General features: G+C 57.4%; 23 protein-coding genes, 1 tRNA gene and 1 pseudogene. 15 read left to right on the forward strand and 10 right to left on the reverse strand.

Annotated features, from left to right (window positions below):
- Window positions 1–29 precede the first annotated feature (29 nt).
- The 5 genes from NHF56_RS05790 (at window position 30) to NHF56_RS05810 (ending at window position 4,213) form a co-directional block, all read left to right on the forward strand.
- Window positions 30–1,223, forward strand: coding sequence for an acyltransferase (locus tag NHF56_RS05790; protein WP_252802413.1), 1,194 nt, complete (start codon window positions 30–32; stop codon window positions 1,221–1,223).
- A gap of 39 nt (window positions 1,224–1,262) precedes the next feature.
- Window positions 1,263–2,375 (forward strand): endonuclease/exonuclease/phosphatase family protein, encoded by a 1,113-nt coding sequence (locus tag NHF56_RS05795; RefSeq protein ID WP_252802416.1) that lies wholly within the window; start codon window positions 1,263–1,265, stop codon window positions 2,373–2,375.
- Window positions 2,372–3,142, forward strand: coding sequence for an NUDIX hydrolase (locus NHF56_RS05800; RefSeq protein WP_252802418.1), 771 nt, complete (start codon window positions 2,372–2,374; stop codon window positions 3,140–3,142). The genes NHF56_RS05795 and NHF56_RS05800 overlap by 4 nt, the downstream gene beginning before the upstream one ends.
- Window positions 3,117–4,028 (forward strand): PhzF family phenazine biosynthesis protein, encoded by a 912-nt coding sequence (locus NHF56_RS05805; RefSeq protein ID WP_252802421.1) that lies wholly within the window; start codon window positions 3,117–3,119, stop codon window positions 4,026–4,028. The genes NHF56_RS05800 and NHF56_RS05805 overlap by 26 nt, the downstream gene beginning before the upstream one ends.
- A 109-nt stretch (window positions 4,029–4,137) precedes the next feature.
- Window positions 4,138–4,213, forward strand: a tRNA-Lys gene (locus NHF56_RS05810).
- Between the two features lie 47 nt (window positions 4,214–4,260).
- Here NHF56_RS05810 and NHF56_RS05815 read toward each other — a convergent pair.
- From NHF56_RS05815 to NHF56_RS05835, 5 genes are all read right to left on the reverse strand, one after another.
- Window positions 4,261–4,953 carry a DNA alkylation repair protein gene (locus NHF56_RS05815; protein WP_252802423.1) on the reverse strand — a complete coding sequence of 231 codons (693 nt, stop codon included), beginning with the start codon at window positions 4,951–4,953 and terminating at the stop codon, window positions 4,261–4,263.
- 26 nt (window positions 4,954–4,979) lie between these two features.
- Window positions 4,980–5,849 (reverse strand): NAD(P)-dependent oxidoreductase, encoded by an 870-nt coding sequence (locus NHF56_RS05820; RefSeq protein WP_252802425.1) that lies wholly within the window; start codon window positions 5,847–5,849, stop codon window positions 4,980–4,982.
- A gap of 105 nt (window positions 5,850–5,954) precedes the next feature.
- A complete protein-coding gene (locus NHF56_RS05825) occupies window positions 5,955–6,770 on the reverse strand; it encodes a class I SAM-dependent methyltransferase (RefSeq protein WP_256995379.1) in 816 nt (271 codons plus the stop codon).
- Between the two features lie 132 nt (window positions 6,771–6,902).
- On the reverse strand, window positions 6,903–7,814 hold the full coding sequence (locus NHF56_RS05830) for a LysR substrate-binding domain-containing protein (protein WP_373456253.1): 912 nt from the start codon (window positions 7,812–7,814) through the stop codon (window positions 6,903–6,905).
- 153 nt (window positions 7,815–7,967) lie between these two features.
- Complete coding sequence (locus NHF56_RS05835) at window positions 7,968–8,795, reverse strand: methyltransferase (RefSeq protein WP_252802430.1); 828 nt, start codon at window positions 8,793–8,795, stop codon at window positions 7,968–7,970.
- Window positions 8,796–8,954: 159 nt separating this feature from the next.
- Between NHF56_RS05835 and NHF56_RS21020 the strand changes: the two genes are divergently transcribed.
- A complete protein-coding gene (locus tag NHF56_RS21020; protein WP_252802433.1) occupies window positions 8,955–10,082 on the forward strand; it encodes an FAD-dependent oxidoreductase in 1,128 nt (375 codons plus the stop codon).
- 7 nt (window positions 10,083–10,089) lie between these two features.
- Here the strand turns inward: NHF56_RS21020 and NHF56_RS05845 are convergent.
- Window positions 10,090–10,198, reverse strand: a pseudogene (locus tag NHF56_RS05845) (aspartate-semialdehyde dehydrogenase); the annotation flags it as partial.
- Entirely contained in the window at window positions 10,173–10,883 is a 711-nt protein-coding gene (locus tag NHF56_RS05850; protein ID WP_256995380.1) for a pyridoxamine 5'-phosphate oxidase family protein, read from the reverse strand. The gene NHF56_RS05850 and the pseudogene NHF56_RS05845, both read right to left, overlap by 26 nt.
- 225 nt (window positions 10,884–11,108) lie before the next feature.
- Between NHF56_RS05850 and NHF56_RS05855 the strand changes: the two genes are divergently transcribed.
- Window positions 11,109–12,506: a PLP-dependent aminotransferase family protein gene (locus NHF56_RS05855; protein ID WP_252802435.1), complete on the forward strand. Its 1,398-nt coding sequence runs from the start codon at window positions 11,109–11,111 to the stop codon at window positions 12,504–12,506.
- Window positions 12,507–12,545: 39 nt separating this feature from the next.
- Here NHF56_RS05855 and NHF56_RS05860 read toward each other — a convergent pair whose 3' ends face one another.
- Window positions 12,546–12,812 carry an usg protein gene (locus NHF56_RS05860; protein ID WP_252802437.1) on the reverse strand — a complete coding sequence of 89 codons (267 nt, stop codon included), beginning with the start codon at window positions 12,810–12,812 and terminating at the stop codon, window positions 12,546–12,548.
- A gap of 183 nt (window positions 12,813–12,995) precedes the next feature.
- Entirely contained in the window at window positions 12,996–13,922 is a 927-nt protein-coding gene (locus NHF56_RS05865; protein ID WP_252802439.1) for a pseudouridine-5'-phosphate glycosidase, read from the reverse strand.
- A 430-nt stretch (window positions 13,923–14,352) separates the two neighbouring features.
- Here NHF56_RS05865 and recA point away from each other — a divergent pair, with 430 nt between their 5' ends.
- The gene (gene recA / locus NHF56_RS05870) at window positions 14,353–15,441 is read left to right on the forward strand and encodes a recombinase RecA (protein ID WP_252802440.1); all 1,089 of its coding nucleotides are present in this window, start codon (window positions 14,353–14,355) and stop codon (window positions 15,439–15,441) included.
- 170 nt (window positions 15,442–15,611) lie between these two features.
- On the forward strand, window positions 15,612–18,275 hold the full coding sequence (alaS, locus tag NHF56_RS05875; protein WP_252802441.1) for an alanine--tRNA ligase: 2,664 nt from the start codon (window positions 15,612–15,614) through the stop codon (window positions 18,273–18,275).
- Between the two features lie 173 nt (window positions 18,276–18,448).
- Here alaS and NHF56_RS05880 read toward each other — a convergent pair whose 3' ends face one another.
- Window positions 18,449–19,528, reverse strand: a complete 1,080-nt coding sequence (locus NHF56_RS05880; RefSeq protein ID WP_252802442.1) for an ABC transporter substrate-binding protein — start codon at window positions 19,526–19,528, stop codon at window positions 18,449–18,451.
- Window positions 19,529–19,640: 112 nt separating this feature from the next.
- Here NHF56_RS05880 and NHF56_RS05885 point away from each other — a divergent pair, with 112 nt between their 5' ends.
- Genes NHF56_RS05885 through NHF56_RS05910 form a run of 6 tightly spaced genes read left to right on the forward strand, consistent with a single transcriptional unit; the run spans window position 19,641 to window position 24,991 of the window.
- Complete coding sequence (locus tag NHF56_RS05885) at window positions 19,641–20,135, forward strand: flavin reductase family protein (RefSeq protein ID WP_252802443.1); 495 nt, start codon at window positions 19,641–19,643, stop codon at window positions 20,133–20,135.
- 55 nt (window positions 20,136–20,190) lie between these two features.
- Entirely contained in the window at window positions 20,191–21,111 is a 921-nt protein-coding gene (locus NHF56_RS05890; protein WP_252802446.1) for a MoxR family ATPase, read from the forward strand.
- Between the two features lie 2 nt (window positions 21,112–21,113).
- Window positions 21,114–22,370: a VWA domain-containing protein gene (locus tag NHF56_RS05895; protein WP_252802448.1), complete on the forward strand. Its 1,257-nt coding sequence runs from the start codon at window positions 21,114–21,116 to the stop codon at window positions 22,368–22,370.
- Window positions 22,363–22,692, forward strand: a complete 330-nt coding sequence (locus NHF56_RS05900) for an XdhC family protein (RefSeq protein WP_252802450.1) — start codon at window positions 22,363–22,365, stop codon at window positions 22,690–22,692. Before NHF56_RS05895 ends, NHF56_RS05900 begins: the two co-directional genes overlap by 8 nt.
- A complete protein-coding gene (locus NHF56_RS05905) occupies window positions 22,692–23,381 on the forward strand; it encodes an XdhC family protein (protein ID WP_252802451.1) in 690 nt (229 codons plus the stop codon). Before NHF56_RS05900 ends, NHF56_RS05905 begins: the two co-directional genes overlap by 1 nt.
- Window positions 23,378–24,991 (forward strand): NTP transferase domain-containing protein, encoded by a 1,614-nt coding sequence (locus NHF56_RS05910; RefSeq protein ID WP_252802453.1) that lies wholly within the window; start codon window positions 23,378–23,380, stop codon window positions 24,989–24,991. Before NHF56_RS05905 ends, NHF56_RS05910 begins: the two co-directional genes overlap by 4 nt.
- Window position 24,992 lies beyond the last annotated feature (1 nt).

The raw sequence follows: 24,992 nt of genomic DNA on the forward strand, positions 1-24,992 counted from the left end.
CAGGGAGATGTTTGGAGGCAGAATAGACCATGAGATTTTCCGCCCTTGACGGCTGGCGCGGTCTCTTCGCGATTTTTGTCGTGCTCGGCCATTTCCCGGCTTTTCTTGTACTGGAAAATGGCCCGACAGTGGTTGCCGGTTCGGTAATGGTGGACATGTTCTTCATTCTGAGCGGCTTTGTGATCATGGTCGGCTATGAGGAACGCTTTGCTCAGGGGTATGATGTTCGTCGTTTCCTTCTGGGTCGGCTGGGACGCATTTACCCGATCCACCTCGCATTGCTGCTGGCCTTTGTCCTCACCGAAGTCGTGTTGGCATTCGTTACTGAACATATGAGTATCAATCAGAGGGTTCCGTTTACCGGTGACAGATCCATCTGGGCCATCTTTACCAATCTTGCGCTGATACAGAGCTTCAATATTCACGATACGCTCACCTGGAATTTTCCGGCCTGGAGCCTTTCAACAGAATGGGCCGCTTATCTTCTCTTTGCCCTGGCCATGCTTGTGCGGCCCGGCAAAACATTGCCATTTGCGGTTTTCGGTGCAGTCTTCGCCGCCGGTGTGCTCTACGTTGCCACGCCGCGCCCAATGCAGGCGACATATGACTTTGGTGTGTTTCGCTCGATCTACGGCTTCGCGCTGGGGGTCATTGGCTACTATATTTTCCGCTGCATTGAGAATCGCAACCTGCAGACAAAAGTGGGTCGTTCAACGTTTACGGCGCTTGAGATCGTGACGGTCTTTCTCACATTCGCCTTGCCGGCAATCACCGGGCCGACACGCTGGCAATTGTTCATTCCTCCGTTTTACATGTGCGCCATATTGCTTTTTGCGTTCCAGGGTGGCGTCGTGTCTTCGCTTTTGAGCACGCGCTTCATGGTCTATCTCGGAACAATCTCGCTCTCCATCTACGTCTGCCACATCTTCTTCATGTTTCGCCTCGTCAATGTTTTCGAAGTGCTCCAGAAGTGGACCGGAATGACCTTTATCGAAATTATCCATTTTGATGGGGGATCTGCAAAATTCCTGTCGCTGCATCCGCTTGTGCTTTATCCGCTGGCGGTTGCTTTCGTTGCGTTTATCATTGTTTTCAGTCACTTCACGCGTCAGTTCATTGAAATACCCGGCGGGCGCTGGTTCAGAAGCCTGGCCAACCGATTTCCAGCGCAGCAAGTGGTGGACGAGTCTCAGGTTCAGCCCGTTGGCGGTTTGACAAAGTAGGCCCATGCAGACATCTTCCCCTTGATCGAAAGGGAAGAAATGACTCTCAGGCTCGCCACCTTCAACGTCGAAAATCTGATGAACCGTTTCGACTTTTCCGGTCACCGGAATGACCTGCGTCGCGACCGGGTCTTGCAGCTCTTTGATATTCAAAGCAAGCAGGAATTCGAGCGGCTCGAGGAGGCGCGTTTCATCTCATCGACCGACGACACGCGGCAGATGACGGCGCAGGCAATCTTTGATGCGGATGCGGATATACTCTGCCTGCAGGAGGTGGACAATATCGAAGCGCTCAAGGCGTTCGAATATGGCTATCTCTTTCGGATGATGGGCGCGGGATACCGACAGAAATACCTGATCGAAGGCAACGATTCACGCGGGATCGATGTTGCGCTGATGATGCGCGACGAAACACGCACGGGCGAAAAGATTGAGCTCATTGATATTCGCAGCCATGCACGTGTGACCTATGATGAGCTTGGCCTTTTCAACCGGGATGTTGCCGTGGCCGGCGAGAAGCCTACAGATCAGGTTTTCAAGCGCGACTGCCTGGAGGCGGATATCCGCGTTGGTCGCCAGCGTCTTACGCTTTATATTGTCCATTTCAAATCCATTGGCGGTGCGCGCGGCGGCGGCGATCCGCGTTTGGCCACGATGGCAATCCGGCAGGCCGAGGCGCAGGCTGTGCGTCATATTATCTCCAAACGTTTCGGTTCAAACGTTTCCTCGAACATCAATTTTGCGATTTGCGGCGATATGAATGATTACGAGGAAAAGCTGATGATTTCCGGCGACAAGCGCAACGGCTATTCCTTTGCCTATGTAGAAGAGGAGACAAAGCCGTTTGCCGCCTTTTCCAGCGGCGGGTTTGCCGAGAACATCGTTCAGCGCCGGCCACGAGACGATCGGTGGACGCATTATCATGCGCGCGGGCCAGAAGAGCGTCATCTTTGCCAGCTTGATTATATCTGGCTTTCACCACACCTTGCGCGCACCAACCGGCAGGCGATACCGGAGATCATTCGTGCGGGGCAGGCCTATCGGACGATCTTTCCGCCGGGCCAGGAGGTGGAGCGCTATCCGCGCGTTGGTTGGGATAGGCCGAAGGCATCCGATCACTGCCCTGTAGTGGTGGAGTTGGCGCTGACATGAGCGGCTTTGCGGATGCGACTGTCCAATTGCCGCCGCAAGGCGTTGTGGTTTCCATCAGCGAACTTCAAATCAATCTGTCGGATGCCCCGCATCCGGTTGCGCAGCACTTTCCAGACGAAATCGAAGCGTGCTGGAAAGGCGAAAGCAAGGCCAACCCGGCCCTTTACGACGGTATCGTTCTGCTCGCCGGTAATGTCATATATTCACATGGCAGGCTGAACATCGATGTTCATCGCACCCGCTTTGCCACGCTTTTGTGGTGGCGGCGCAATTTCTACAGAACGCCTTATGTCCACATGTTCTGCATGGCCGTTCCCATGACGGTTGAAGGCAAGCTGGTTGCCATCAAAATGGCTGCCCATACCGCTAATCCAGGCCGTATCTATTGCGCGGCTGGTACATTGGATGAGGGCGATCTCGACGGGCGGACTGTGGATTATGACGCCAACATGCGGCGTGAACTGAAAGAAGAAACCGGTCTGGAAATTGCTGGCGTGCATGGCCTCCAGGCGCTTCATGAAAACGGGCGGCTGGTGATTTTCAGAGCCGTTGAACTCGGACTTACCGTCACGGAGGCAGAAGCGCGAATAAGAATGCATATGGCCGTCGATCATGAAAAGGAGATCGAAGGGCCGGTTTTTGTAGAAAACGGAAAAAGCCTGCCGGAAAACTTTGCATCTTTCATGGGACCCATTATCAATTGGGTATTGAACGAACAATTCAAGACAGAGGAAAGAGTGAATGGCACGATCTTACGCCATATATGACGTTTTTACCGGGTCGAAGCTTGCTGGCAATCCTCTGGCGGTCGTGTTCGACGGTGAGGGTCTCAATGACGACCAGATGCAGAAGATCGCGATCGAATTCAATTTATCCGAAACCGTTTTCGTCCTGCCGGCGCAAAAGCCGGCGCATACGGCCAGTCTGAGAATATTTACACCGGGCAAGGAATTGCCTTTCGCAGGGCACCCGACTGTGGGGACTGCCATTGCGCTGGCCGAAAGGAACGGTGAGGGCACAACCATGGATATGGTGTCCGTCCTTGAGGAAAAAGCCGGACCTGTGCGTTGCGCCATCAAGCTGAGAGAGGGCGAAACCTCATTTGCCGAGTTAGATCTGCCGAAAAAGGCCGAGCAGCACCCGCTGAAAGCGCAACTCGACAAGCAAGGCTTGGCCGATGCTCTGTCCATCAACATCAAGGATATTGGTTTCGAGAATTACGTTCCGCAGCTCTGGAGCGCGGGCGTGCCGTTTCTCATCGTGCCGATCAAGGATCTGGGCGTGCTTGGCGAAATCGATTTCGACCCTGCGGTCTGGGAGCGTATCGCGCCGATGGCCGATGGCAGCCTGGCCTCGGCCTATGCCGTTTGCCGCGGCCAGAATGGCATCAGCTTTCAGGCACGCATGTTCGCCAATGATATGGGCATCGTGGAGGACCCGGCAACCGGCTCTGCGGCCGCCGCCTTTTCCGGTATGATCCATCAGTTCGATGGGCTGGTTGACGGCCATCACGCATTCGCCATCGCCCAAGGCATCGAAATGGGACGTCCGTCTGCCATCCATCTGCATGTGGATGTGACAGGCGGCGAAATCAGCGGCGCGCGCATCGGTGGCGAGGCCGTTCGCATCGCCTCAGGCACATTAGAGCTCTAATAAAATCAACCATTTCGCGTTCAACCCTCTTTTTTTTGAATTCGGCGCTGGACAAGGGGGGCGTTCCCGTTTATACGCCCCGCAGAACGCTTCTGAAGCGCTTCTTTCCGGGTGATTAGCTCAGTTGGTAGAGCAGCTGACTCTTAATCAGCGGGTCCACGGTTCGAGCCCGTGATCACCCACCAAATTCTTCTCATAGAAGAGATTTAGGCAGTTTGAGATAGCGCGTGTGTCAGTTTTTGATGCGCGCGATTGTCTTTTCGCTTGTCAGTTCCCTCACTGCGTCGCGGCCGATCCAGCGTTCCGTTTTGTCCGTGCTGGCTGCCAGTTTTTCGGCGCATTTCAAAGCTTCCGCATGGCAGGCGCGGGATCGTTTGCCGATATTGCGCAAAGCCCAGTTGACGGCCTTTTTCACGAAGTTGCGGGAATCGCTGGCATAGGTTTCGATGATCGGCAGCCAGCTCAGAATGCGTTCGTCCGGCTCCTTCTTGAAATGCACCGCTCCCCACGCCATCATCGCGAAGGCCGTGCGGCGGACGAATTCGCGCTCGTCGGCGGCAAATTGTGGAATTGTTGCTTCCAGACGGGCCTCCATGAACAGGTCAGCAAAGCCATCGACGATTTCCCAGGAATTGAACGATTGTGCCCACTGCATTGCGTCGTCGGCTGTCAGAGTTTTCGGCTCTGCTGTGAAGGCTGCCAGAAGACGGGCTTCGCGAATGTTGCTGTCCCATAGCTCGTGCGCGCGGGCATGATCCTTGCCAACCTTACGCGCAATCTTTCGAAGCTCCGTGTTTGAAATGCCAAGCGCGGTGTCCGTGACGATGCCGTAGCGTGTCATGCCGGCAATATTGTCGGCATCGCTCAGCGTTTTCAAATGGGCAATGATCTCTGCGGCTGTTGAACGTCGTGTTAGCTCTTCCATCGCAAGATCACCGCCTCAAGTCGCTGCTACTTCTCCAGCCTTGCCAGCAGCGAAGACGTATCCCAGCGCTTGCCGCCCATGGCCTGGACTTCGGAATAGAACTGATCGACGACGGCTGTTACGGGCAGGTTTGCGCCGTTGCGGCGGGCTTCGGAGAGGACGATTGAAAGGTCCTTGCGCATCCAGTCCACTGCAAAGCCGAAATCATACTCGCCCTTGTTCATGGTCTTGTAGCGACTTTCCATTTGCCAGGAGCCGGCCGCGCCCTTGGAAATGACGTCGATAACCTTTTCGATATCAAGGCCAGCCTTCTTGCCGAAATGGATGCCCTCGGAAAGCCCCTGGACGAGGCCGGCGATGCAGATCTGGTTGACCATTTTGGTGAGCTGTCCGGAGCCGGCGGGGCCCATGAGGCCCACCATGCGGGCATAGGCGTCGATGACCGGTTTTGCCTTGGCAAAGGTTTCTTCCTCGCCTCCGCACATGACGGTTAGGACGCCATTTTCCGCGCCGGCCTGACCGCCTGATACGGGGGCATCGATGAAACCGCAGCCTTTGGCGGCGCAGGCTTCAGCCAGCTCGCGGGCGACTTCTGCCGAGGCCGTTGTGTTGTCGATGAGGATTGCGCCTTTCTTCATGCCGGAGAGCACGCCGTTTTCACCTGTCGTCACGGCGCGTAGATCATCGTCATTGCCGACGCAGCAGAACACGAAATCTGCGCCATCGGCGGCCTCGGCCGGTGTGCGGCGCATGCTGCCGCCATATTGCGCCACCCATTTTTCAGCCTTCTCGGCGGTACGGTTGTAGACGGTAACCTGATGTCCGCCCTTTTCCTTCAAGTGACCGGCCATGGGATATCCCATGACGCCAAGACCGATGAATGCGACATTTGCCATGCTTGTTCTCTCCCTGATTCCTGCGTTTGGCGGCAATTTAGAGCATCAGAGCGAGGAAGCAAATCAACTCGCATTCCAACAGCGGGGCGGCTCCAGGAGGAGGCGTTAGACTGGTTCCGAGGGACCGGGTTTGCGGGCAATGCATTCGCAGCGGCAGCGCAGATAAACGCAATCGGGTTCGTTGCCCCAATCGTCCCAGGCCTTGATGGCGCGGTCGATTTCTTCTTTCGTTGCCAATCCCTTGGCGATCAGGTCGTCGGACAGGCCGATCATATTGGCTTTGGCGTCTATGACGGACTGACGGCGGGTTTCCGGATCACTTGAGTGATTGTGGAAGCTTGCACCGCTCCAGACAGGCTCGAAACCGTGGGTGCGCAGAACATGGCCTTGACGGCGACCGAATTTCGGCCGGTCGGTGGCGGAATGACCGTACCAGCGCTGCCACAGGTTGAGCGACAGTTCGATATCCGGGTTTTCCGGATAAATCACATCGCCGCCAACATCGCTGTCTCGGATGGCGATGAGGCCGCCGGGCTTGAGCACGCGGTAGGCTTCCGACAGCGCCTTGTTCAGCGTTGCTTCATCGAGATGATAAAGGACGGCATGAAAGGTTACCGCGTCAAAGCGATTGTCTTCAAACGGCAGGGCCAGCATGGAACCATGAATGAAGCGCAGATTGTCGATATTCTGCCGCGCAGCAATCTCCTGCGCGGAGCGGATGGTTTCACCGTCAATATCGATGCCGATGGCTGTTTTGACATGCTGGGCCAGCACATTGGTGATGGAGCCCGGACCGCATCCGATATCCAGGAGATCCATTGTTTCATTCAGGAATGGTAGAACGTAACGGGTTGATTCAAAACCGCGTTTTCTTTGAAAGTCGACGATTGCACTGTTGTGCGACAAACCTTGAACGCCCATGGTTGGGTTTCCAATTCAATTCTATTGGTCAAAAGATCGTGGCCGCCGCGGAAGAGAGTGGGAGGATCGGTTCAACGAGCGACCGGCGCAGCCTTTTATTTCGCAAGTGCGAGATGGCTTCCTTGATGTCGATCAAGAGGCGGGTGTCGGCGTGTTGAAATCGGGCAGCGTTGTTTCTAGCCAAGCGGCGAATTTGCGTGCGGAGGGGGACAGTTTCTCGAAATTTCGCGCGACCAGCCAATAATTGCCGAATGGCAGCGTCAAATCAAACGGGCAGGTTAGGCGGCCCGATTCAATATCATCGCGGGCCAGAATGATGTCGGCGAGCGCCACACCGCTGCCGCGTACCGCATTTTGCAGCACCAATGTGTGGTCGCTGAAGAGGTGGCCCTTCAAAGGTGGCGTGACCGCGACACCTGCAGCCTGGAACCAAGCCATCCAGGTGTCGCGGCTGTCTTCATGGATCAAGGGAAATTGCAGCAGGTCTGCCGGCGCGGAAAGCGGAGAGACTTTTTTCAGCAAGGCAGGCGAGATGACTGGTATCATAATGACATTGGCCAGGTGCCGTTTGTGCCCGTCGCTCCAGGTGTCTTCATTGCGGCCATAGCGGATCGCCAGATCGGCGGGGTGGCTGCGCATGTCGACAAGCTGATTGTCGGAGTCCAGGAAAATATCGATATCCGGGTGCAGGCGATTGAACTCCGGCAGGCGCGGTCCCAGCCAGTTTGCGCTGAATGCGGCTTCTGCGCTTACAAAGACGTTTCTGCTCTGCTGCGGCTCTGAGATTTCAACGAATGTCTGGGTGATGGCGTCGAAGGCTGCCGTCACCGTATCCAGCAGCCGCTGGCCTTCCGCAGTCAAGGTCACCGAACGGTGATGCCTTTCGAATAAAGGCTTTCCAGTGCGCTCTTCGAGTTCACGGACTTGGCGGCTGATGGCGGATTGGGACACAAGCAGCTCATCGGCTGCGGCCTTGAAACTCAAGCGTCGCCCTGCTGCCTCAAAACTTCTCAGTGCCGTCAGCGGCAATCGTCCTCGTCTCATCTTCGCTTAACCTGAAGTCATCTGAAGCGAGAATAAACTCGTTTGAAGCGAATGCGCAACTGCAGGCATATGGCTTTCGAAAGGAGGCCGATATGGCAAAAATCATTCAATTGCTGCTCGATACGGTCGCCCTGATCAGCTTTCAGTGGTCGATCACATCCGGCGCGCGATCACGAGATGGCCGGGCGAGGGATTGCCGTTTTCCATACGAACATTGATGTCGGTTATGGAAAGCACATCAAAGCCGGCTTCCGCGAGAGATCTTCGGACATAGGTTTCCGAATGCACAAAGCGCTGGCTGGGGCCGACTTTGTAGCCTTTGGCTCCCGTAAAGGCATCGTCGCGGGTCTCTGATGAAAACGCAAAAAGGCCGCCGTCTTTGATATTGCCGGCAACACCAGCGAAAAGTGGCTCAAGTGCACCGATATAGGGCAGCACGTCGGCTGCCGTGATGATGTCGAAGGGGCCTTCCTCATTTTCATGCAGATAATCGACGCATTCGGCGACATAGAGGTTTTCGTAAAGCTCTTTTTCATAGGCAATCTCGACCATGTTTTCAGATAGGTCGAGGCCGGTGATCTCACCCGCGACAAGGTCGCGCAGTGCTCCGCCTGTGAGGCCGGTTCCGCAGCCGAGATCAAGCATGTTTTCAAAAGGGCCAAGTTCCAGCATCTGAAGCTGTTGGCGGATCAGCAGGGGAACGCAGTAACCCAGCGCATCGACGAGGATGTCCTCAAAGGCACCGGCATGCTGGTCGAAAAGTGTTTCGACATAAGCCTCCGGGGCCTTTTCCGGTGTCTCGCCTTTGCCGATCGCGGCAAGGCGCACGGCGGCACCGCCATGGTCGGCGGGGTCAAGCGCCAGAACCTGGGCATAGGCGAGCGCTGCCGCATCGAAGTCCCCGGACTTTTCCAGCGCGAGAGCCCTGTTATAGGCTTCCGCAAGGGCGTCTTCATCGAATTCGTTGTTAGTCTCGGTCATGCCCGGCTTCTATTACCGGGTATGATCGCGCGCAACTCAAATCTTGCGCTGCACTTCGCGCGCTGCACTGGGACGGCTGCGAATTACCCGCTTTACACCTTGATTCAATGAGGCGGGCTGCTATATACATATAAATAATTATATGTATGGAGCGCTGGTGTGGCAAATATCATTGTACTTGGATCGGGTTTCGGTGCACTCACAACGGTACGCGAACTGCGCCGTCAGAATGTGGAGGCGGACATTACCGTAATTTCGCCACGCGACCATCTGCATTACCTGCCAAGTACAATATGGCTTCCTGCCGGGTTGCGGCGCGGTGATAAGCTGAAAATTCCGCTCGCCGATTTTTTCGACAGTCACAGGGTCCATTTTATCAAGGCATCAGTTGTTGGGCTTGAAGATGGCGGTCGAACAGTGGTCACCGATCAGGGACACTACAGGAACGATCACCTTGTCATCGCGGCGGGCGGGCGCTTTATCAAAAAGCTTCCCGGCATTGAGAACGCCCTGATACCGTGTGACGGCATTGCCGTGGGCGAAGACTATGCCAGGCGACTGGAGTCCATGGATGGCGGTACGATTGCGTTTGGTTTTGGCTCCAATCCGAATGAGCAAAGTGCTGTTCGCGGCGGCCCGATGTTCGAGTTTCTCTTCATTACCGACACACTTTTGCGCAAGCAGGGCAGACGTGACAAATTCAAGCTGGTCTTTTTCAATCCGTCCCAGAAACCGGGCCAACGTCTGGGTGACAAGGCGGTTGAAAAATTGCTGGAAGAGATGAAGAAGCGCAGCATCGAAACGCATCTGGGTCACAAGATGGTTCGTTTCGAGAGCGACAAGGTCGTTACAGAAGGTGGTGAGTTTGCTGCTGATCTCATTCTCTTTATGCCGGGGCTGACAGGACCCGCCTGGCTTGCAGCTGCCGATTTGCCCCTCTCACCCGGCGGCATGATCCAAGCGGATGAGAAATGCCGGGTTCCCGGTCGAGACGGTGTTTGGGTGGTCGGTGATGCCGGCTCTTATCCAGGGCCTGACTGGCTGCCGAAGCAGGCACACCAGGCGGACTTGCAAGCCCTGGCAACAGCCAGAAACATTGCTGCAGTGCTGCGGGGGAAGACGCCGGACCATAATTTCAAGCCGGAACTGATATGTATCGTCGACACGCTTGATAAGGGGATTCTTATCTACCGAAGCGCAAAGCGGAACATCATGCTGCCCGGTTCCCGGCTGTTTCACTGGATGAAGCGCGCATTTGAAAACCATTACCTGCGCGCCTTCCGTTAACACAGTTAACGAATTCACCACACAGCGAGCAGCACTCGGAAGCGTAAATCAGCTTAGGATGGATGGATATAGCGCACGGAGTGAAGCGGGCTATCCAGCGTTTCCTGCCAGAACATCGTCCAGCGATCTTCCGACGGTGAACTGGTCAATGCCTTGCATTGCCGGTTCGGCTATATTGCTTTCATCCGGCACGGCATGGCCGATCACGGTTTTCACCGGGATGATGCCGGACCATGCCGGATAGTCCAGTTCATCGGGCGCGTTGCTCCCGCCGCCGGTTCGCACCTTTGCGGATGCATCTTCGATCTCCATTCGCACCACGCTGGTCGCCTTCATTTCCTGGGCTGTGTTCGGGCGCAATCCGGCCAGACGACCAGGGTAAAGACGCTCGACCATGGCGTCGAGTGCTGCGGCCTTCTCATCGTCATCTTCAATCAGACGCGCGGTTCCGAAACACATTGCACACCGGTAATTTGCCGTGTGGTGATAGGCAGAACGGGTGACCACCAGTCCATCCAGCAGCGAAACGGTCAGGCAGACAGGTGCACTGCCGCCATTGGCTTTCAGGAGCCTGTTGACCGACGAACCGTGCCAGAAAAGTGTTGTGCCATCGCGCCAATGGACCTTCGGCGTGCAGTAGGGCTGACCGTCAATCATGTAGGCGACATGGCTGAAAGGCGTTGCATCCAAAATGGCATGGACGGTTTCATAATCGTAATGGGCGCGGTGGTGCTCGCGCTTTACCCGATTACGCTGGTTGATTTCGTAAGCCGTGTCTTTCGCCTCATGCGATTCAGTCATTTTCTACTCCTGTTGGAAAGTGGAAATGCCATCGACAAGGTCGCCAGTATAAGCGGGCTTATAAACGGTGCCCGCCGGAAGACGGTGGCGTTGCCGACCTCTTGTGGTGCTGCATAGATTTCGCAGACCCGCACCCTCACTTTGCTCATTGCCGCGGTCCTTGTTGAATGGTCGTTGATGGAGGCAAATATGCGTGTATTATTGGACTAAAGAAGGTCCAATATTATGCAAAAAAATAAGTCCAATTTTCCGGATTGGTCCGGCTTGATCCCCATTCTGCCCGATGGTGGGCCGCGCCAGCGGGCGCTTTATGGCGAGTTGCGACGCCTGATCGAAACGCGCCGGCTGATGCCGGGCGAAAAATTGCCGCCCAGCCGCATGCTGTCTCAAGAGCTTGGTGTGTCGCGGGGGCTCGTTGTCGGTGCCTATGATCAGCTGATCGCAGAAGGTTACGCTGAAACCCTGCAGGGCTCGGGAACGTTTGTCGCGCGAGATGTTCCTCAGGCGAGCCATGCGCCTGCGGTCGCCAGAAGGCGTACGGTTGTGAAGGAGGTGCTGCCGGGTACGCTTGGCTGTGGCACCGCTGACGAGACGACGCTGAGAGCCTTCCGGCAGCTTTTCCGCAAGGTTTTGGAGCGGCCGCCTGAAACGCTCTTCACCTACGCGTCACCGCAAGGTGATATCGGCCTCCGACAGGAAGTCGCGTCATACTTGCGGTCGGCGCGCGGCATGCGGGTTGACCCGGATCAGGTGATGATCACCTCCGGTACCCAGGCCTCCCTTTATCTGATCGCCAATGCGGTTCTGAAGCGCGGCGATGAAGTGTGGATGGAAGATCCCGGCTACAAGAATGCTCGCCGCGCCTTGGACGAGGCGGGCATGCGGGTGGTTCCCGTGCCGGTTGACCGCGAAGGCCTCGACCCGGAGAAGGGGCGGGTGCTTGCAGACAATGCTCGGGCCGTCTATCTGACCCCGTCGCACCAGTTTCCTCTGGGTGTCACTTTGACAATGCCGCGCCGCAAGGCCTTGATCGAATGGGCGAGCCGGGTCGGCGCATGGATCATCGAAGACGATTACGATAGTGAGTTCCGTTACACCGGCGCACCGCTGGCGGCTCTCCAGGGGATGGATGGCGAGGGCCGCGTGATCTATCTCGGCACGTTTTCCAAGGTCGTCCTGCCGGGGTTGCGGCTAGGCTATGCCGTGGTGCCGGAGGCCCTGTTCGACAAAGTTCTGGATCTGCGCAAGCGGGTGGACCGCTCGCCCAATGCGCTTACCGAGGCCGTGATGGCGGGCTTCATGCGTGAGGGCCATTTTTCCTCCCATATTCGCCGTGCGCGCAAACGCGCGTCGAATGCGCGTGATGCCTTGGTGGAAGGGCTTTCACGCGGCCCCTTTGATATCAGATCACCCGATCAGGGTTTGCATCTGATCGCCGGTTTGAAGGATGCGGAAGAGGAGGGCCGAATGCTCAACGCGGCGGCAGAGGCGGGGCTTGGCGTGCAGGCGCTTTCCACCATGTATCGTGGCAATCGCATGGAGCACGGTCTGGTGATCGGCTTTTCAGGATTTGAACCGCAGGTTTTGCGGGCGGCTGCGCAGCGGCTAGTCGAGGCAATTTGAGGCCCGGCTCCTGAAATCCACGATCTTGCGATGACGTGGCTAGTTTATCACGAACTCACCGCTCAGTGACCGCCATTCCGAAGCCGAAATCAGCTTGCGGTGGACATAGCGCACCGAGTGAAGCGGGCCATCCAGCTTTTCCTGCCAGAACTTCAGGAAGCTTTTCATTTCGGGGAAATGCGGTGCCAGATCGTAGTGTTGCCACAGATATGTCTGGAGAAACGAGGGGTGATCGGGCAGGCGGTAGAGTATCTCTGCTGTGGTGAGACCGTAGCCCTTTAACTGCAATGCCATTTCTTCGTTCATGTTGACCTCGTCATGTCGTTCACAAGAAATGTATGTCCGATCATGACGCCAGAAGGCGGTTAACCGAACGTTAACGCCCTCCACGAGAAATGGTGCGACTCCCCAGTCGAGTTATTGTCTATGCAGCGAGATTGTCACCGATTCTCTTGTTTTTCAACGGAAAAAAAGCGGCTTGGATGAGGCTCAATCGCCCAACGCGACGGCGATGGCAGCCGCCAGACGCGCGTTGTTTTCCACCAGCGCGATATTCGTCTGCAGGCTGCGGCCATCGGTGAGACGGAAAAGGGTATCCAGCAGGTAGGGGGTAACCGCCTTGCCGGTGATCTCTTCCGCCTCGGCGTTGTCGAGCGCGCGGCGGATATAGATTTCCATTTCCTGCCGCGGAATTTCGGCATCTTCCGGCACTGGATTGGCCACCAGCATGCCGCCATTGAGGCCCAGAAGCTCGCGAGTCGTCTGGAAGTTTGCAATGGCTGCCGGGCTATTGAGCGAAAGCGGGCTTGGCAGGCCGGAAGAGCGCGACCAGAAGGCGGGGAACTCCACTGCGTCATAGGTGACCACGGGAACGCCGCGGGTTTCCAGCACTTCCAGTGTTTTGGGTACATCCAGAATGGCCTTGGCGCCAGCGCAGACGACAATGACGCCGGTGCGTGCCAGCTCTTCGAGGTCGGCGGAAATGTCAAAGCTTTCTTCTGCGCCGCGGTGGACGCCGCCGATACCGCCCGTGGCGAAGACCTTGATGCCGGCGCGTGCGGCTGCAATCATCGTCGCGGCAACGGTGGTTGCGCCCGTGCGACGCTCGGCAATTGCGAAGGCAATGTCGGCCCGCGACAGCTTCATCGCATGTGTGGTCAGCGCCAGAGCCTCCAGCTGCTCGGCTTCCAGGCCGATGTTCAATACCCCGTCGACGACGGCAATTGTCGCGGGAACGGCACCGGCCTCGCGGATGATGGCCTCCACGCTGCGCGCCATTTCCAGATTGCCTGGATAGGGCATGCCATGGGTGATGATTGTCGACTCAAGCGCGACAATCGGCACGCCGTCGCGCTTGGCGGCGGCAACTTCGTCGCTGTAGGACATATCGAGAAGCGGGGAGGCGGCATTGGTCATCGGTTTCTTCTCCGGTTCCGCGCAATCTGCGGCGCGCTGCATATGCTGGTCTTAGCGGCTGCGGCCGCATTTCCGCAAGGACCAAAGCGGGCCAATCATGAATTCTCCACTTCCCGCCTTGCGCGTTTTGCCATGTCCGTGCCGACCCAATCCGGCGCTTTCCTTCGAAGACCAATTTCCAGGTGCAAGGAGAGCGGGAATCACTGAGACAACGGAGCACAGATTGACGTGGCGATTCGCTTTTACGGCTGGGCGAACGAGACGCGGCTTGGCGTCATTCAGGGCGAAAACATAAAAAGAACAAATCGCAAATAAACGCAATTTTTCAATGCATTATACTGCACTTGCAAAAAGAGAACAAATGCGGTACAAAATTACCAGCGGCGGCCTTGTTGCCTCTCCAACATCAATAACCTAAAGGTGGATACCAATGGCACAAAACTCTTTACGGCTTGTAGAGGAAAAATCCGTGGACAAAAGCAAGGCCCTCGAAGCAGCTCTTTCACAGATCGAACGGTCCTTTGGTAAGGGCTCGATCATGAAACTCGGCTCGAACGAGAATGTGGTCGAGATTGAAACTGTTCCCACAGGCTCGCTCGGGCTTGATATCGCACTCGGTGTTGGCGGATTGCCCAAGGGGCGTATCGTTGAAATCTATGGGCCGGAAAGCTCCGGTAAGACCACGCTTGCGCTGCAGACCATTGCAGAATCGCAGAAGCGCGGCGGCATTTGCGCCTTTGTCGACGCCGAACATGCGCTGGATCCGGTTTATGCCCGCAAGCTGGGTGTTGACCTGGAAAATCTTCTCATTTCGCAGCCCGACACGGGTGAGCAGGCGCTGGAAATCACCGACACGCTGGTTCGCTCCGGAGCTATCGATGTTCTCGTCGTCGATTCCGTTGCCGCCTTGACGCCGCGCGCTGAAATCGAAGGTGAAATGGGCGACAGCCTTCCAGGCATGCAGGCCCGCCTGATGAGTCAGGCGCTTCGAAAACTGACCGCTTCCATCTCGCGTTCGAACTGCATGGTGATCTTCATCAACCAGATCCGCATGAAGATCGGTGTCATGTTCGGTTCGCCGGAGACGACGACAGGTGGTAACGCGCTGAAGTTTTATGCATCCGTTCGCCTCGATATCCGCCGTATTGGTGCGGTGAAGGATCGTGATGAGGTTGTCGGCAACCAGACCCGCGTCAAGGTCGTCAAGAACAAGATGGCGCCGCCCTTCAAGCAGGTTGAATTCGACATCATGTATGGCGAAGGCGTTTCCAAGACAGGTGAGCTGATCGATCTTGGCGTGAAGGCCGGTATTGTCGAGAAGTCGGGGGCATGGTTCTCGTATGATAGCCAGCGTCTGGGGCAGGGGCGTGAAAATGCCAAGCAGTTCCTGCGCGACAACCCCGAAACCGCCAATGAGATCGAGTTGGCATTGCGCCAGAATGCCGGTCTGATTGCCGAGAAGTTCCTTGAGAACGGTTCCGGCGACGACAGCGTGGATGACAGCGCTGCGGATGGCTGATTGAGGCGTTTGGTCGTACGAATGTTCAAGCCGGTCCGGTCGATGTCGATCCGGACCGGCTTTTCTTTTGTTGCTCGGATGCCGTCAGTCTGGACACATGGCGGAGCGGGTTATAAAAGCGCGTGGTTTTCTTGTGAAATCAGCACAGTTCAGGTGGCAAAGGGTAATCCATGAGTGGCGTCAACGAAATCCGGTCGGCATTTCTCGACTACTTCAAGAAAAATGGGCATGAGGTTGTTTCCTCCAGCCCCCTAGTGCCGCGCAATGATCCGACGCTGATGTTCACCAATGCGGGCATGGTGCAGTTCAAGAACGTGTTTACCGGTCTTGAGCAACGCCCCTATTCGCGGGCGGCGACGGCGCAGAAATGCGTGCGCGCCGGCGGCAAGCACAACGACCTCGACAATGTCGGTTATACGGCGCGCCACCATACGTTCTTCGAGATGCTCGGCAATTTTTCCTTCGGCGATTATTTCAAGGAAAATGCCATCGAGCTTGCCTGGAACCTGATCACCAAGGAATTCGGCATCGACCGCAACCGCCTGATGGTGACGGTTTATCATACTGACGACGAGGCCTTCGACCTTTGGAAGAAGATTGCCGGCCTGCCGGATGAGAAGATCGTTCGCATCCCGACCAGCGACAATTTCTGGGCGATGGGCGATACTGGCCCGTGCGGGCCGTGCTCGGAGATTTTCTATGATCACGGCGACCATATCTGGGGTGGACCTCCCGGCTCGCCGGATGAAGATGGGGACCGTTTTATCGAAATCTGGAACCTCGTCTTCATGCAGTACGAGCAGGTGACGAAGGAACAGCGTCTGGATTTGCCGCGTCCTTCGATCGATACCGGCATGGGTCTGGAGCGCATTGCAGCTCTTTTGCAGGGCAAGCATGACAATTACGATATCGACCTGTTCAGCGCCCTGATTGCGGCTTCGGTCGCCGCGACCGGTGTCGAGGCCGAGGGTAAAAACCGTGCGAGCCACCGTGTGATCGCCGATCACCTTCGTTCGTCCGCTTTCCTGATTGCAGACGGTGTTCTGCCGTCCAATGAGGGCCGCGGTTATGTGCTTCGTCGGATCATGCGCCGCGCCATGCGCCACGCGCAGCTTCTCGGCGCGCAGGACCCGCTGATGTACAAGCTGCTGCCATCGCTGGTGCGTGAAATGGGTCAGGCCTATCCGGAGCTGGTGCGGGCTGAAGCGCTGATTTCCGAAACCCTGAAGCTTGAGGAAACCCGTTTCCGCAAGACGCTGGAGCGTGGGCTTGGGCTGCTTTCCGATGCCACGGCGGATATGGTCGAGGGCGGTGAACTCGACGGTGAGACGGCCTTCAAGCTCTATGATACCTACGGCTTCCCGCTCGATTTGACGCAGGATGCGCTGCGCGCGCGCGGCATCTCCGTCGATACGGACGGTTTTTCGGCTGCCATGGAGCGGCAGAAGGCGGAAGCCCGGGCCAATTGGGCGGGTTCCGGCGAGGCTGCGACTGAAACGATCTGGTTCGAGATCAAGGACAAGCACGGTGCGACCGAATTTCTCGGTTACGATACTGAAACTGCGGAAGGCGTAGTGCAGGCGATCGTCAAGGATGGTGCTGCGGTCGATAGCGTCAAGGCCGGCGACGAGGTTCAGATCGTGGTCAACCAGACGCCGTTTTACGGTGAGTCGGGCGGCCAGATGGGCGACGCCGGTATAATCAGCCATGATGGTGTCAAGGTTTCCGTCCGCGATGTTCAGAAGAAGGGCGAGGGCGTGTTTGTCCATGTCGCCAAAGTCGCTAGCGGGACGCTGAAGGTTGGTGATGCTGTTCAGCTCGAGGTTGATCATGCCCGCCGCGGTCAATTGCGTGCCAATCACTCGGCAACGCACCTCATCCATGAGGCCTTGCGTGAAACCCTTGGGACGCATGTTGCGCAAAAGGGGTCGCTGGTGGCGCCCGAGCGGCTGCGTTTCGACATTTCCCATCCAAAACCCATCAGCGCGGAAGAGCTTGCCGTTGTCGAGGATATGGCAAACGAAATCGTGTTGCAGAATGCACCGGTAACGACCCGTTTGATGACCGTGGACGATGCAATTGCCGAAGGGGCGATGGCCCTATTTGGCGAGAAATATGGTGACGAGGTGCGCGTCGTTTCCATGGGCAACGGTGTTCGTGGCTCGAAGGCGGGCAAGTCTTACTCCGTCGAACTGTGCGGCGGCACGCATGTGCGCTCGACCGGTGATATCGGCCTGGTGCATATTCTGTCCGACAGCGCTGTGGGGGCCGGCGTTCGCCGTATCGAGGCGCTGACGGGCAATGCTGCGCGCGAATATCTCGATCAGCAGGATGAGCGTGTGAAGTCCATTGCGGGTCTGTTGAAGGTTCAGCCGGCGGATGTGCTCGGTCGTATCGAGACGCTACTTGATGAGCGCCGCAAGCTGGAGCGTGAGTTGAACGAGGCGCGCAAACAGCTGGCGCTTGGCGGCGGGGCTGGTGGCAATGCTGCTTCAGACATCCGCGATGCTGGGGGCGTGAAATATCTGGCGCGCACGCTGACTGGCGTTGAACCCCGCGACCTCAAGGGGCTTGTTGATGAAGGCAAGAAGAGCATCGGTTCCGGCGTGGTGACCTTCATTGCCGTTGCTGATGATGGCAAGGCCAGCGTGGTTGTTGGCGTCACCGACGATCTGACGGGCAAGGTGAGCGCTGTTGACCTTGTTCGCGCGGCGTCCGAAGCACTGGGCGGCAAAGGCGGCGGCGGTCGCCCAGACATGGCGCAGGCCGGCGGCCCGGATGGTGCGAAGGCAGATGCAGCGCTGGACGCGGTCGGGGCCGCAATCGCCGGATAACAGGCGTTAAAGCGGATCGCATTTTATCTGATTCAAATGCGATCCTGCTTTGTCCTTGTTTTGCCGCATGTACGTTGTCGCTTAATCGCGGGCGATTAAACGCGACATGCTTTAGCACTCTGTTACATTCAAGGGATTATCGACGGTCGGGCCTTTTGGGGTGGCGGCCGTTTTTATTGTGTCTCGCCTCTTTCAGCCGGCTTGAATTCGCCATTTTGCCATTCGAAAACCGCGTAAGGGCTGGTTTCGCGGATCTGGTCATTCCCGAATTTCACCGGGCCGATGGCAGTCGCGAAGGTTTGCGTCCGCAAGATTTCGGATGGCTTCTTGCCTTCTTTCTTCGCCTGCTCAGAAGCCTTGGCCGCGATGAAAGCGGCCGCGTGAGCTGGCAGAATGTAGCCTTCAACGATCACATTTTGCTCCGATAGAGCGCCCAGAACTGCGGAGGCTTGCGGCTGGTCGCGCCAGGGCTCGGGGAATACAGCAAGCACGCCGCTTGGCAGCGGCACGTTATCTTCGGCAGCCAGCAGCGCTTCTCCGCCCATGACCGTGATGTCTGGCTGTTCGGCCTTTGCGTCGCGGGCAATGATGGCAATATCGTTGCGGTCGCCGCTGATGAAAACATGGCTGACATTTGCCTTTTCAAGACGTCGTGCCACTTGTGTCTGTTTTTCCAATGCGGGGCGAAAAGCGTCAGCGAAGACTGGAACCACACCGACATCTTCCAGCCTCTGGCGAACGTGTTCGGCCAATTCGCGCGCGTGGATGGTGCCGTCATCAAGGATGGCGAAAGGCTCCTTTGCCCAGCGTTTGGCAATGATATCGGCAATGGCCTTCTCTTCCGCATCGGGTGCCGGAGCGAGCGAAAAGAGCGGCCATTGCTTCTTTGCCGCATCCTCAAAGAGGATCGGCGAGCGCACCGAGAGCGTGATTGCCGGAATGTCGGTCTGCGCAAGGGCTGGCAATGCACCCCAAAGCGATTGCGAGCATAAGAATCCGATGGCGGCTGCGGCATCGCCTGCGATCACCTTTGTGGCGATGGCCTCGCCGGCATTGTCTTCACAGGTCTCGTCGATGGCGAGCATTGTATTTCCGGCGGCCTCAATCTGGCTTTTTGCGCCTGTTATCACCTGTTGACCAAGAAGCGCGTAGGGGCCTGATTGCGGGGCGACAACGGCAATCGTCAGACCTGCCGCACATGCGAGCTTGGGAAGGGCAAGGAGTGCTGCAGACGTCAGAAATCTCAAATACATGTCCGGTTAACCTCGTCTGCAGTCTCTTTTTGCCCGATGCGCGGGCGTTAAGCCTTGGCGCACATAATCTTAACCACCATATGCTAGGTCAAGCATAAACCGGAGAGAAACCTTGTTGAGCAAACCGCATATTGACCCGCAAGAGTACCGAAACGCCATGGCACGCTATGCCGGCCATGTGCAGATCGTGACGACGGCCTTTGAGGGTGCGCTTCGCGGTGTGACGATTACGGCTGCGTGTTCGGTTTCAGACAGCCCGCCGATGGTTCTCGTTTGCCTCAACCATGGCAACCCGCACAACGACATCTTTTCGCAAAGCGGCATTTTTGCCTTGAACACGCTTGGTGAGGAGCATCAAACGCTTGCCAATCATTTCTCGGGGTTTTCCGGCCTGACCGAAGAAGAGCGTTTTGAGCAGGCCGAATGGGATGTGTTGGCCACCGGCGCACCTGTGCTGCGCGGTGCCATTGCGAATTACGATTGCCGTATCGTGGATGTGAAGCGGGCCTCCACCCACAATGTTTTCTTCGGCGAAGTTGCAGGTTTGCGCCTTGGCAATGGCTCAAAATCGCTTGTCTATATGGACCGGGGCTATCACGCGATATAGACTCTCTCTTCAAAAGCGATGCTCGCGGGAGAAGGCGGGCCGAAGGGAGTGAACAATGACCGACAGAGTGGACCTGCCAACGAGCATAGACGAAACCGTCAAAATGCTGGAGAGCCAGGACTATCTGGCGGGCAGGTCGCTGGCGACGGTGATCTTTCTTGCGCTCAAGATGGGGCGGCCGCTTTTCCTGGAAGGTGATGCCGGCGTTGGCAAGACCGAGGTTGCCAAAGTGCTCGCCAAGGCGCTGGGGCGGGATCTCATTCGCCTTCAGTGTTATGAAGGGCTCGACGTATCGTCCGCCGTTTATGAGTGGAACTATCCCGCGCAGATGCTGGAAATCCGTATGGCCGAAGCGACAGGTGTCGAGGATCGCGCCCGGCTTGAATCCGATATCTTCGCTGACAAATACCTGATCCGTCGCCCTGTGCTGCAGGCGCTGGAGCCGGGAAGCGGTGGCGCGCCGGTTTTCCTGATTGATGAGCTTGACCGGACCGATGAAGCTTTTGAGGCTTTTCTGCTCGAAGTGCTCTCCGATTTTCAGGTCACGATCCCGGAATTTGGCACGGTCAAGGCTGCGGAGCCGCCGATTGTCATCATTACAACGAACCGCACCCGCGAGGTGCATGATGCGCTGAAGCGCCGTTGTCTTTATCATTGGGTTGACTATCCGGCGGCCCACCAGGAGCTTGACATCATTTCCCGCAAGGTGCCTCATTGCAACGCACAACTGGCAAAGCAGGTCGTTGCCTATGTGCAAAAGCTTCGCACGGTCGATCTTTTCAAGAGCCCGGGTGTTGCCGAGACCATTGACTGGGCAACGGCGCTGACGGAACTTGATCGTGTGGCGCTCGACCCCGAGACGATTTCCGATACGCTTGGCACGCTGTTGAAATACCAGGACGACATTGCCCGTATCGAAGGCAGTGAAGGGCGTAAGCTCCTGGATGACGTGAAAGCGGAATTGCTGGCGGGCTGACCATGGAAACCGGCACGGAAGGCGATGGTTTTGTGATCCCACCCATGCCGCCGGGCGAGGGGCGGCTTGCCGATAATATTGTCTATTTCGCCCGCGCCCTGCGCAAGGCCGGGCTTCGCATCGGGCCGGGCGCGGTGGCGGATGCCATCATGGCGGTGGATGCCATCGGCATCGGCTCAAGAGAAGAGTTTTACACGGCGCTGTTTGCCGTTTTCGTCAAGCGGCATGAAGACAAGGCCGTTTTTGACGAAGCCTTCCGGTTGTTCTGGCGCAAGCGCGATCTCATCGAAAAGATGATCCAGATGATGTCGCCGCGCACTGCCGGCGCTGAGAAGGAGAAGCGCAAGGCTGGCGAAAAGCGGGCTACGGATGCTTTGGTGGCCGAGCAGGAAAACCGAAAACCGCCGAAGGAAGAGCCGGAACTCGAAATCGACTCGCGCTTTACCACATCGGCCAGTGAGGTGCTGCGCAAGATGGATTTTGCGCAGATGTCGTCTGCGGAACTGGCTGTTGCCCGCAAGGCGCTTTCGCAGTTGCAGATGCCATTCGATGAGGTGCGGACACGGCGCTACAGGCCAACCCCGCACCCGGTGAAGTTTGATCCGCGCCGCACCATGCGCCAGAGCCTGCGCACGGGTGGCGAATTGATCCTGCCGGCATTTCGTGCGCCGAAAACCATCCAGCCGCCACTTGTCATTCTTGCCGATATTTCCGGCTCCATGAGCCAATACACCCGAATCTTCCTGCATTTTCTGCATGCCATGACGGAGAAGCGGCGGCGCGTTCACACGTTTCTGTTCGGCACCCGGCTGACCAATGTTACGCGCCAGATGCGCAACAAGGACCCCGATGAGGCTGTGGATGAGTGCGCGTCCATGGTGACAGACTGGTCGGGTGGAACGCGCATCGGCGAAACCCTATATGAGTTCAACCGGCTCTGGGGCCGACGGGTTCTGGGTCAAGGTGCTGTGGTCCTCTTGATCACGGACGGGCTGGAACGGGATTCCATTGAGGAGCTTTCCACCGAGATGGACCGTCTGCACCGTTCCTGCCGCCGCCTCATCTGGCTGAATCCGTTGTTGCGTTTCGATGGCTTTGAAGCCCGCGCACGCGGGGTCAGAGCAATGCTGCCGCATGTGGACGAGTTTCGTCCCGTGCATAACCTGGAGGCGATCGGTGATCTGGTCGAGGCGCTGTCTGGCGCGAGCCGGAGCCGCGACACCGATCCACGCCGTTTTTTGGGAGGTCTTCATGCCTGAAGTGAGTGGTACGGACAATCCGCTTGATATTGCCGAGCGCTGGCGCGGCGAAGGCCGGGATGTGGCAATCGCCACGGTCATGGAAACATGGGGGTCTGCGCCGCGTCCGGTCGGCAGTCATCTTGTGATTGATGGCGACGGCAATTTCTTCGGCTCGGTTTCCGGCGGCTGCGTGGAGGGCGAGGTAATTACCGAGGCCATGGATGCGCTTGGCACCGGCAAGCCGAAAATGCTCGAATTTGGTGTTGCCGATGAAACGGCCTGGCGGGTCGGGCTTTCCTGCGGTGGGCGGATTCGTGTCTATGTGGAAAAGGTGTCCTGATGGATCTTGGCCTTTTGAAAGAGCTGAATACGTTGCGGGCTGCCCGCAAGGCGGCGATTCTCGTCAGCAACCTGTCGGGCGGTCCCGATCAGCTGGTGCGGGAGGGCCAGAGTGCAGAGGGCGTGCCGCAAGATGTAATCAACAAGGCTTTCCTGTCCGGCAAATCAGGCATTGTGGAGGGTGAGGGAAGCTCCTATTTCCTGAATGTGCAGGTGCCGCCGGCGCGCATCGTGGTGATTGGCGCGGTTCATATCTCGCAGGCGCTTGCAGCGATGGCCGGTATTGCCGGTTTCGATATCGAGATCATCGACCCCAGGACCGCATTTGCAACGCCGGAGCGCTTTGCCGGGATCAAGCTCACGGCAAACTGGCCTGAAGACGTGTTGAAGGAACGGCCTCTGGATACATTTACGGCGCTGGTCGCGGTCACGCATGATCCGAAAATCGATGATTACCCGCTGATTTCGGCGCTCAAGACCGGCTGCTTTTATGTCGGCGCGCTTGGCAGTCGAAAAACGCATGGCAAGCGGGTTGAGCGTCTGCAGGCTGCGGGCCTGTCAGGTGAACAGATCGGGCGTATTTCGGCACCGATCGGGCTTGATATCGGTGCGTCCTCGCCCGGTGAGATCGCCGTGGCAATTCTCGGCGACATTATTCAGGCCCTGCGTCGCAGAGGCCTCAGCGCATGAAGTTCGGCCCCGTTGCCGTTGGTGAGGCTGAAGGATCAATCCTCGCGCATGCTGTTACCGTAGGGGGAAAAAAATTACCTAAGGGGAGGCGGCTGACCGCTGAAGACGTGGCAGCGCTGCGTTCGTCGGGCATGGAAACAGTGGTGGCTGCGCGCCTGGAGAGAGGCGACATAGCTGAAGATGAGGCCGCACAACGCGTGGCGGATGCCCTTCAACTTGACGGGATCAAAGTGTCGCCGCCTGGAACCGGGCGGGTCAATTTTCATGCGTTGGATGCCGGACTTTTCCGGGTTGATCGTTCCTTGATCGATGCTGTCAACGCGATTGACCCGGCGCTCACCATTGCCACCCTGGAAGAACGCGCACCCGTCCATGCGGGTGACATGGTGGCAACGGTGAAGATCATTCCCTTTGCCGTTTCTTCCCGATCCGTCGATGCGGCAGTCGCCTTGCTGACCGGGGGTAAAGCGTTCCGGGTGGCCCCATACCAATCCCGGAAGGTGGGGTTGGTTGCCACCAAGCTGCCGCATCTGAAGCCTTCGGTGATGGACAAGACGCGCACGCTTCTGGAAAAACGTTTGCTGCCGAGCCAAAGCCGGCTGGGGGAAGAAGTGCGTGTCGATCACAGCGCCGAGGCTGTGGCCGCAGCGTTGCGAAAGCTTGCCGATACGCATGAGATGGTCGTTGTCTTTGGCGCCTCGGCGATGACAGATCCAGATGACGTTATTCCGGCCGCCATTCGCTTGGGCGGTGGCACAGTGACCATTACCGGCATGCCGGTCGATCCCGGCAACCTGCTTGTGCTTGGCTGGATGGGGGATACGCCGGTGATCGGCGCACCGGGTTGCGCGCGCAGTCCCAAGGAAAATGCGTTCGACTGGATATTGGCCCGACTTCTTACCGGCGAAAAGCCGGACCAGAGCGATGCGGCCAAGCTTGGTGTTGGCGGGCTTTTGATGGAGATACCGCTGAGGCCGCAACCGCGGGAAACGGTTCGCTCCAGGAAGGAAGAGATTTCGGTTGGTATTGCGCTTCTGGCCGCCGGCAAGGCAAGCCGCATGGGCGGTGCGCATCACAAATTGCTGGCGCGGTTTGGCACTCAGCCTCTGGTGCGGCTGAGCGCTGAGACAGCACGCGCAAGCACCGCCGACCGTGTCGTCGTGGTCACCGGTCACCGCCGTGACGAGATCGAGAAGGCTATAGCCGGTCTTGACGTGCAGTTGGAGCACAATGCGCAATTTGCAAGCGGCATGGCATCATCGATCCAAACCGGGCTCGCAGCACTTCAGAATATGGACGGATTCTGCATCATGCTGGCCGACATGCCGGGTGTCACCACCAAGGATATCGACATGCTGATTACGGCGTTCCGCGCTGCCGGCGGTCGGTCCGTGGTGCGTGCGGTCTCGTCGGGCAAACGTGGCAATCCAGTGATCGTGCCGAAGAGCCTTTACGGCGCCATTCGCCGGCTTGAAGGGGATATCGGCGCGCGGCACATTCTTGAGAAGAGCGAAGTCGATGTCATCGATGTCGAGATCGGCGAAGCCGCGCATCTGGACGTCGATACGCCGGCGGCCATTCTTGCGGCAGGCGGGCAACTGGGAGACTGAC

Origin of the sequence: Rhizobium sp. L1K21 (assembly GCF_024055895.1) — a bacterium.
Taxonomy (GTDB): Bacteria; Pseudomonadota; Alphaproteobacteria; order Rhizobiales; family Rhizobiaceae; genus Ensifer_A.

Coding starts and splice junctions, on each gene's coding strand:
- NHF56_RS05790 (WP_252802413.1), top strand. CDS start 30: ATGAGATTTTCCGCCCTTGACGGCTGGCGCGGTCTCTTCGCGATTTTT.
- NHF56_RS05795 (WP_252802416.1), top strand. CDS start 1,263: ATGACTCTCAGGCTCGCCACCTTCAACGTCGAAAATCTGATGAACCGT.
- NHF56_RS05800 (WP_252802418.1), top strand. CDS start 2,372: ATGAGCGGCTTTGCGGATGCGACTGTCCAATTGCCGCCGCAAGGCGTT.
- NHF56_RS05805 (WP_252802421.1), top strand. CDS start 3,117: ATGGCACGATCTTACGCCATATATGACGTTTTTACCGGGTCGAAGCTT.
- NHF56_RS05815 (WP_252802423.1), bottom strand. CDS start 4,953: ATGGAAGAGCTAACACGACGTTCAACAGCCGCAGAGATCATTGCCCAT.
- NHF56_RS05820 (WP_252802425.1), bottom strand. CDS start 5,849: ATGGCAAATGTCGCATTCATCGGTCTTGGCGTCATGGGATATCCCATG.
- NHF56_RS05825 (WP_256995379.1), bottom strand. CDS start 6,770: ATGGGCGTTCAAGGTTTGTCGCACAACAGTGCAATCGTCGACTTTCAA.
- NHF56_RS05830 (WP_373456253.1), bottom strand. CDS start 7,814: ATGAGACGAGGACGATTGCCGCTGACGGCACTGAGAAGTTTTGAGGCA.
- NHF56_RS05835 (WP_252802430.1), bottom strand. CDS start 8,795: ATGACCGAGACTAACAACGAATTCGATGAAGACGCCCTTGCGGAAGCC.
- NHF56_RS05850 (WP_256995380.1), bottom strand. CDS start 10,883: ATGACTGAATCGCATGAGGCGAAAGACACGGCTTACGAAATCAACCAG.
- NHF56_RS05855 (WP_252802435.1), top strand. CDS start 11,109: ATGCAAAAAAATAAGTCCAATTTTCCGGATTGGTCCGGCTTGATCCCC.
- NHF56_RS05860 (WP_252802437.1), bottom strand. CDS start 12,812: ATGAACGAAGAAATGGCATTGCAGTTAAAGGGCTACGGTCTCACCACA.
- NHF56_RS05865 (WP_252802439.1), bottom strand. CDS start 13,922: ATGACCAATGCCGCCTCCCCGCTTCTCGATATGTCCTACAGCGACGAA.
- recA (WP_252802440.1), top strand. CDS start 14,353: ATGGCACAAAACTCTTTACGGCTTGTAGAGGAAAAATCCGTGGACAAA.
- alaS (WP_252802441.1), top strand. CDS start 15,612: ATGAGTGGCGTCAACGAAATCCGGTCGGCATTTCTCGACTACTTCAAG.
- NHF56_RS05880 (WP_252802442.1), bottom strand. CDS start 19,528: ATGTATTTGAGATTTCTGACGTCTGCAGCACTCCTTGCCCTTCCCAAG.
- NHF56_RS05890 (WP_252802446.1), top strand. CDS start 20,191: ATGACCGACAGAGTGGACCTGCCAACGAGCATAGACGAAACCGTCAAA.
- NHF56_RS05895 (WP_252802448.1), top strand. CDS start 21,114: ATGGAAACCGGCACGGAAGGCGATGGTTTTGTGATCCCACCCATGCCG.
- NHF56_RS05900 (WP_252802450.1), top strand. CDS start 22,363: ATGCCTGAAGTGAGTGGTACGGACAATCCGCTTGATATTGCCGAGCGC.
- NHF56_RS05905 (WP_252802451.1), top strand. CDS start 22,692: ATGGATCTTGGCCTTTTGAAAGAGCTGAATACGTTGCGGGCTGCCCGC.
- NHF56_RS05910 (WP_252802453.1), top strand. CDS start 23,378: ATGAAGTTCGGCCCCGTTGCCGTTGGTGAGGCTGAAGGATCAATCCTC.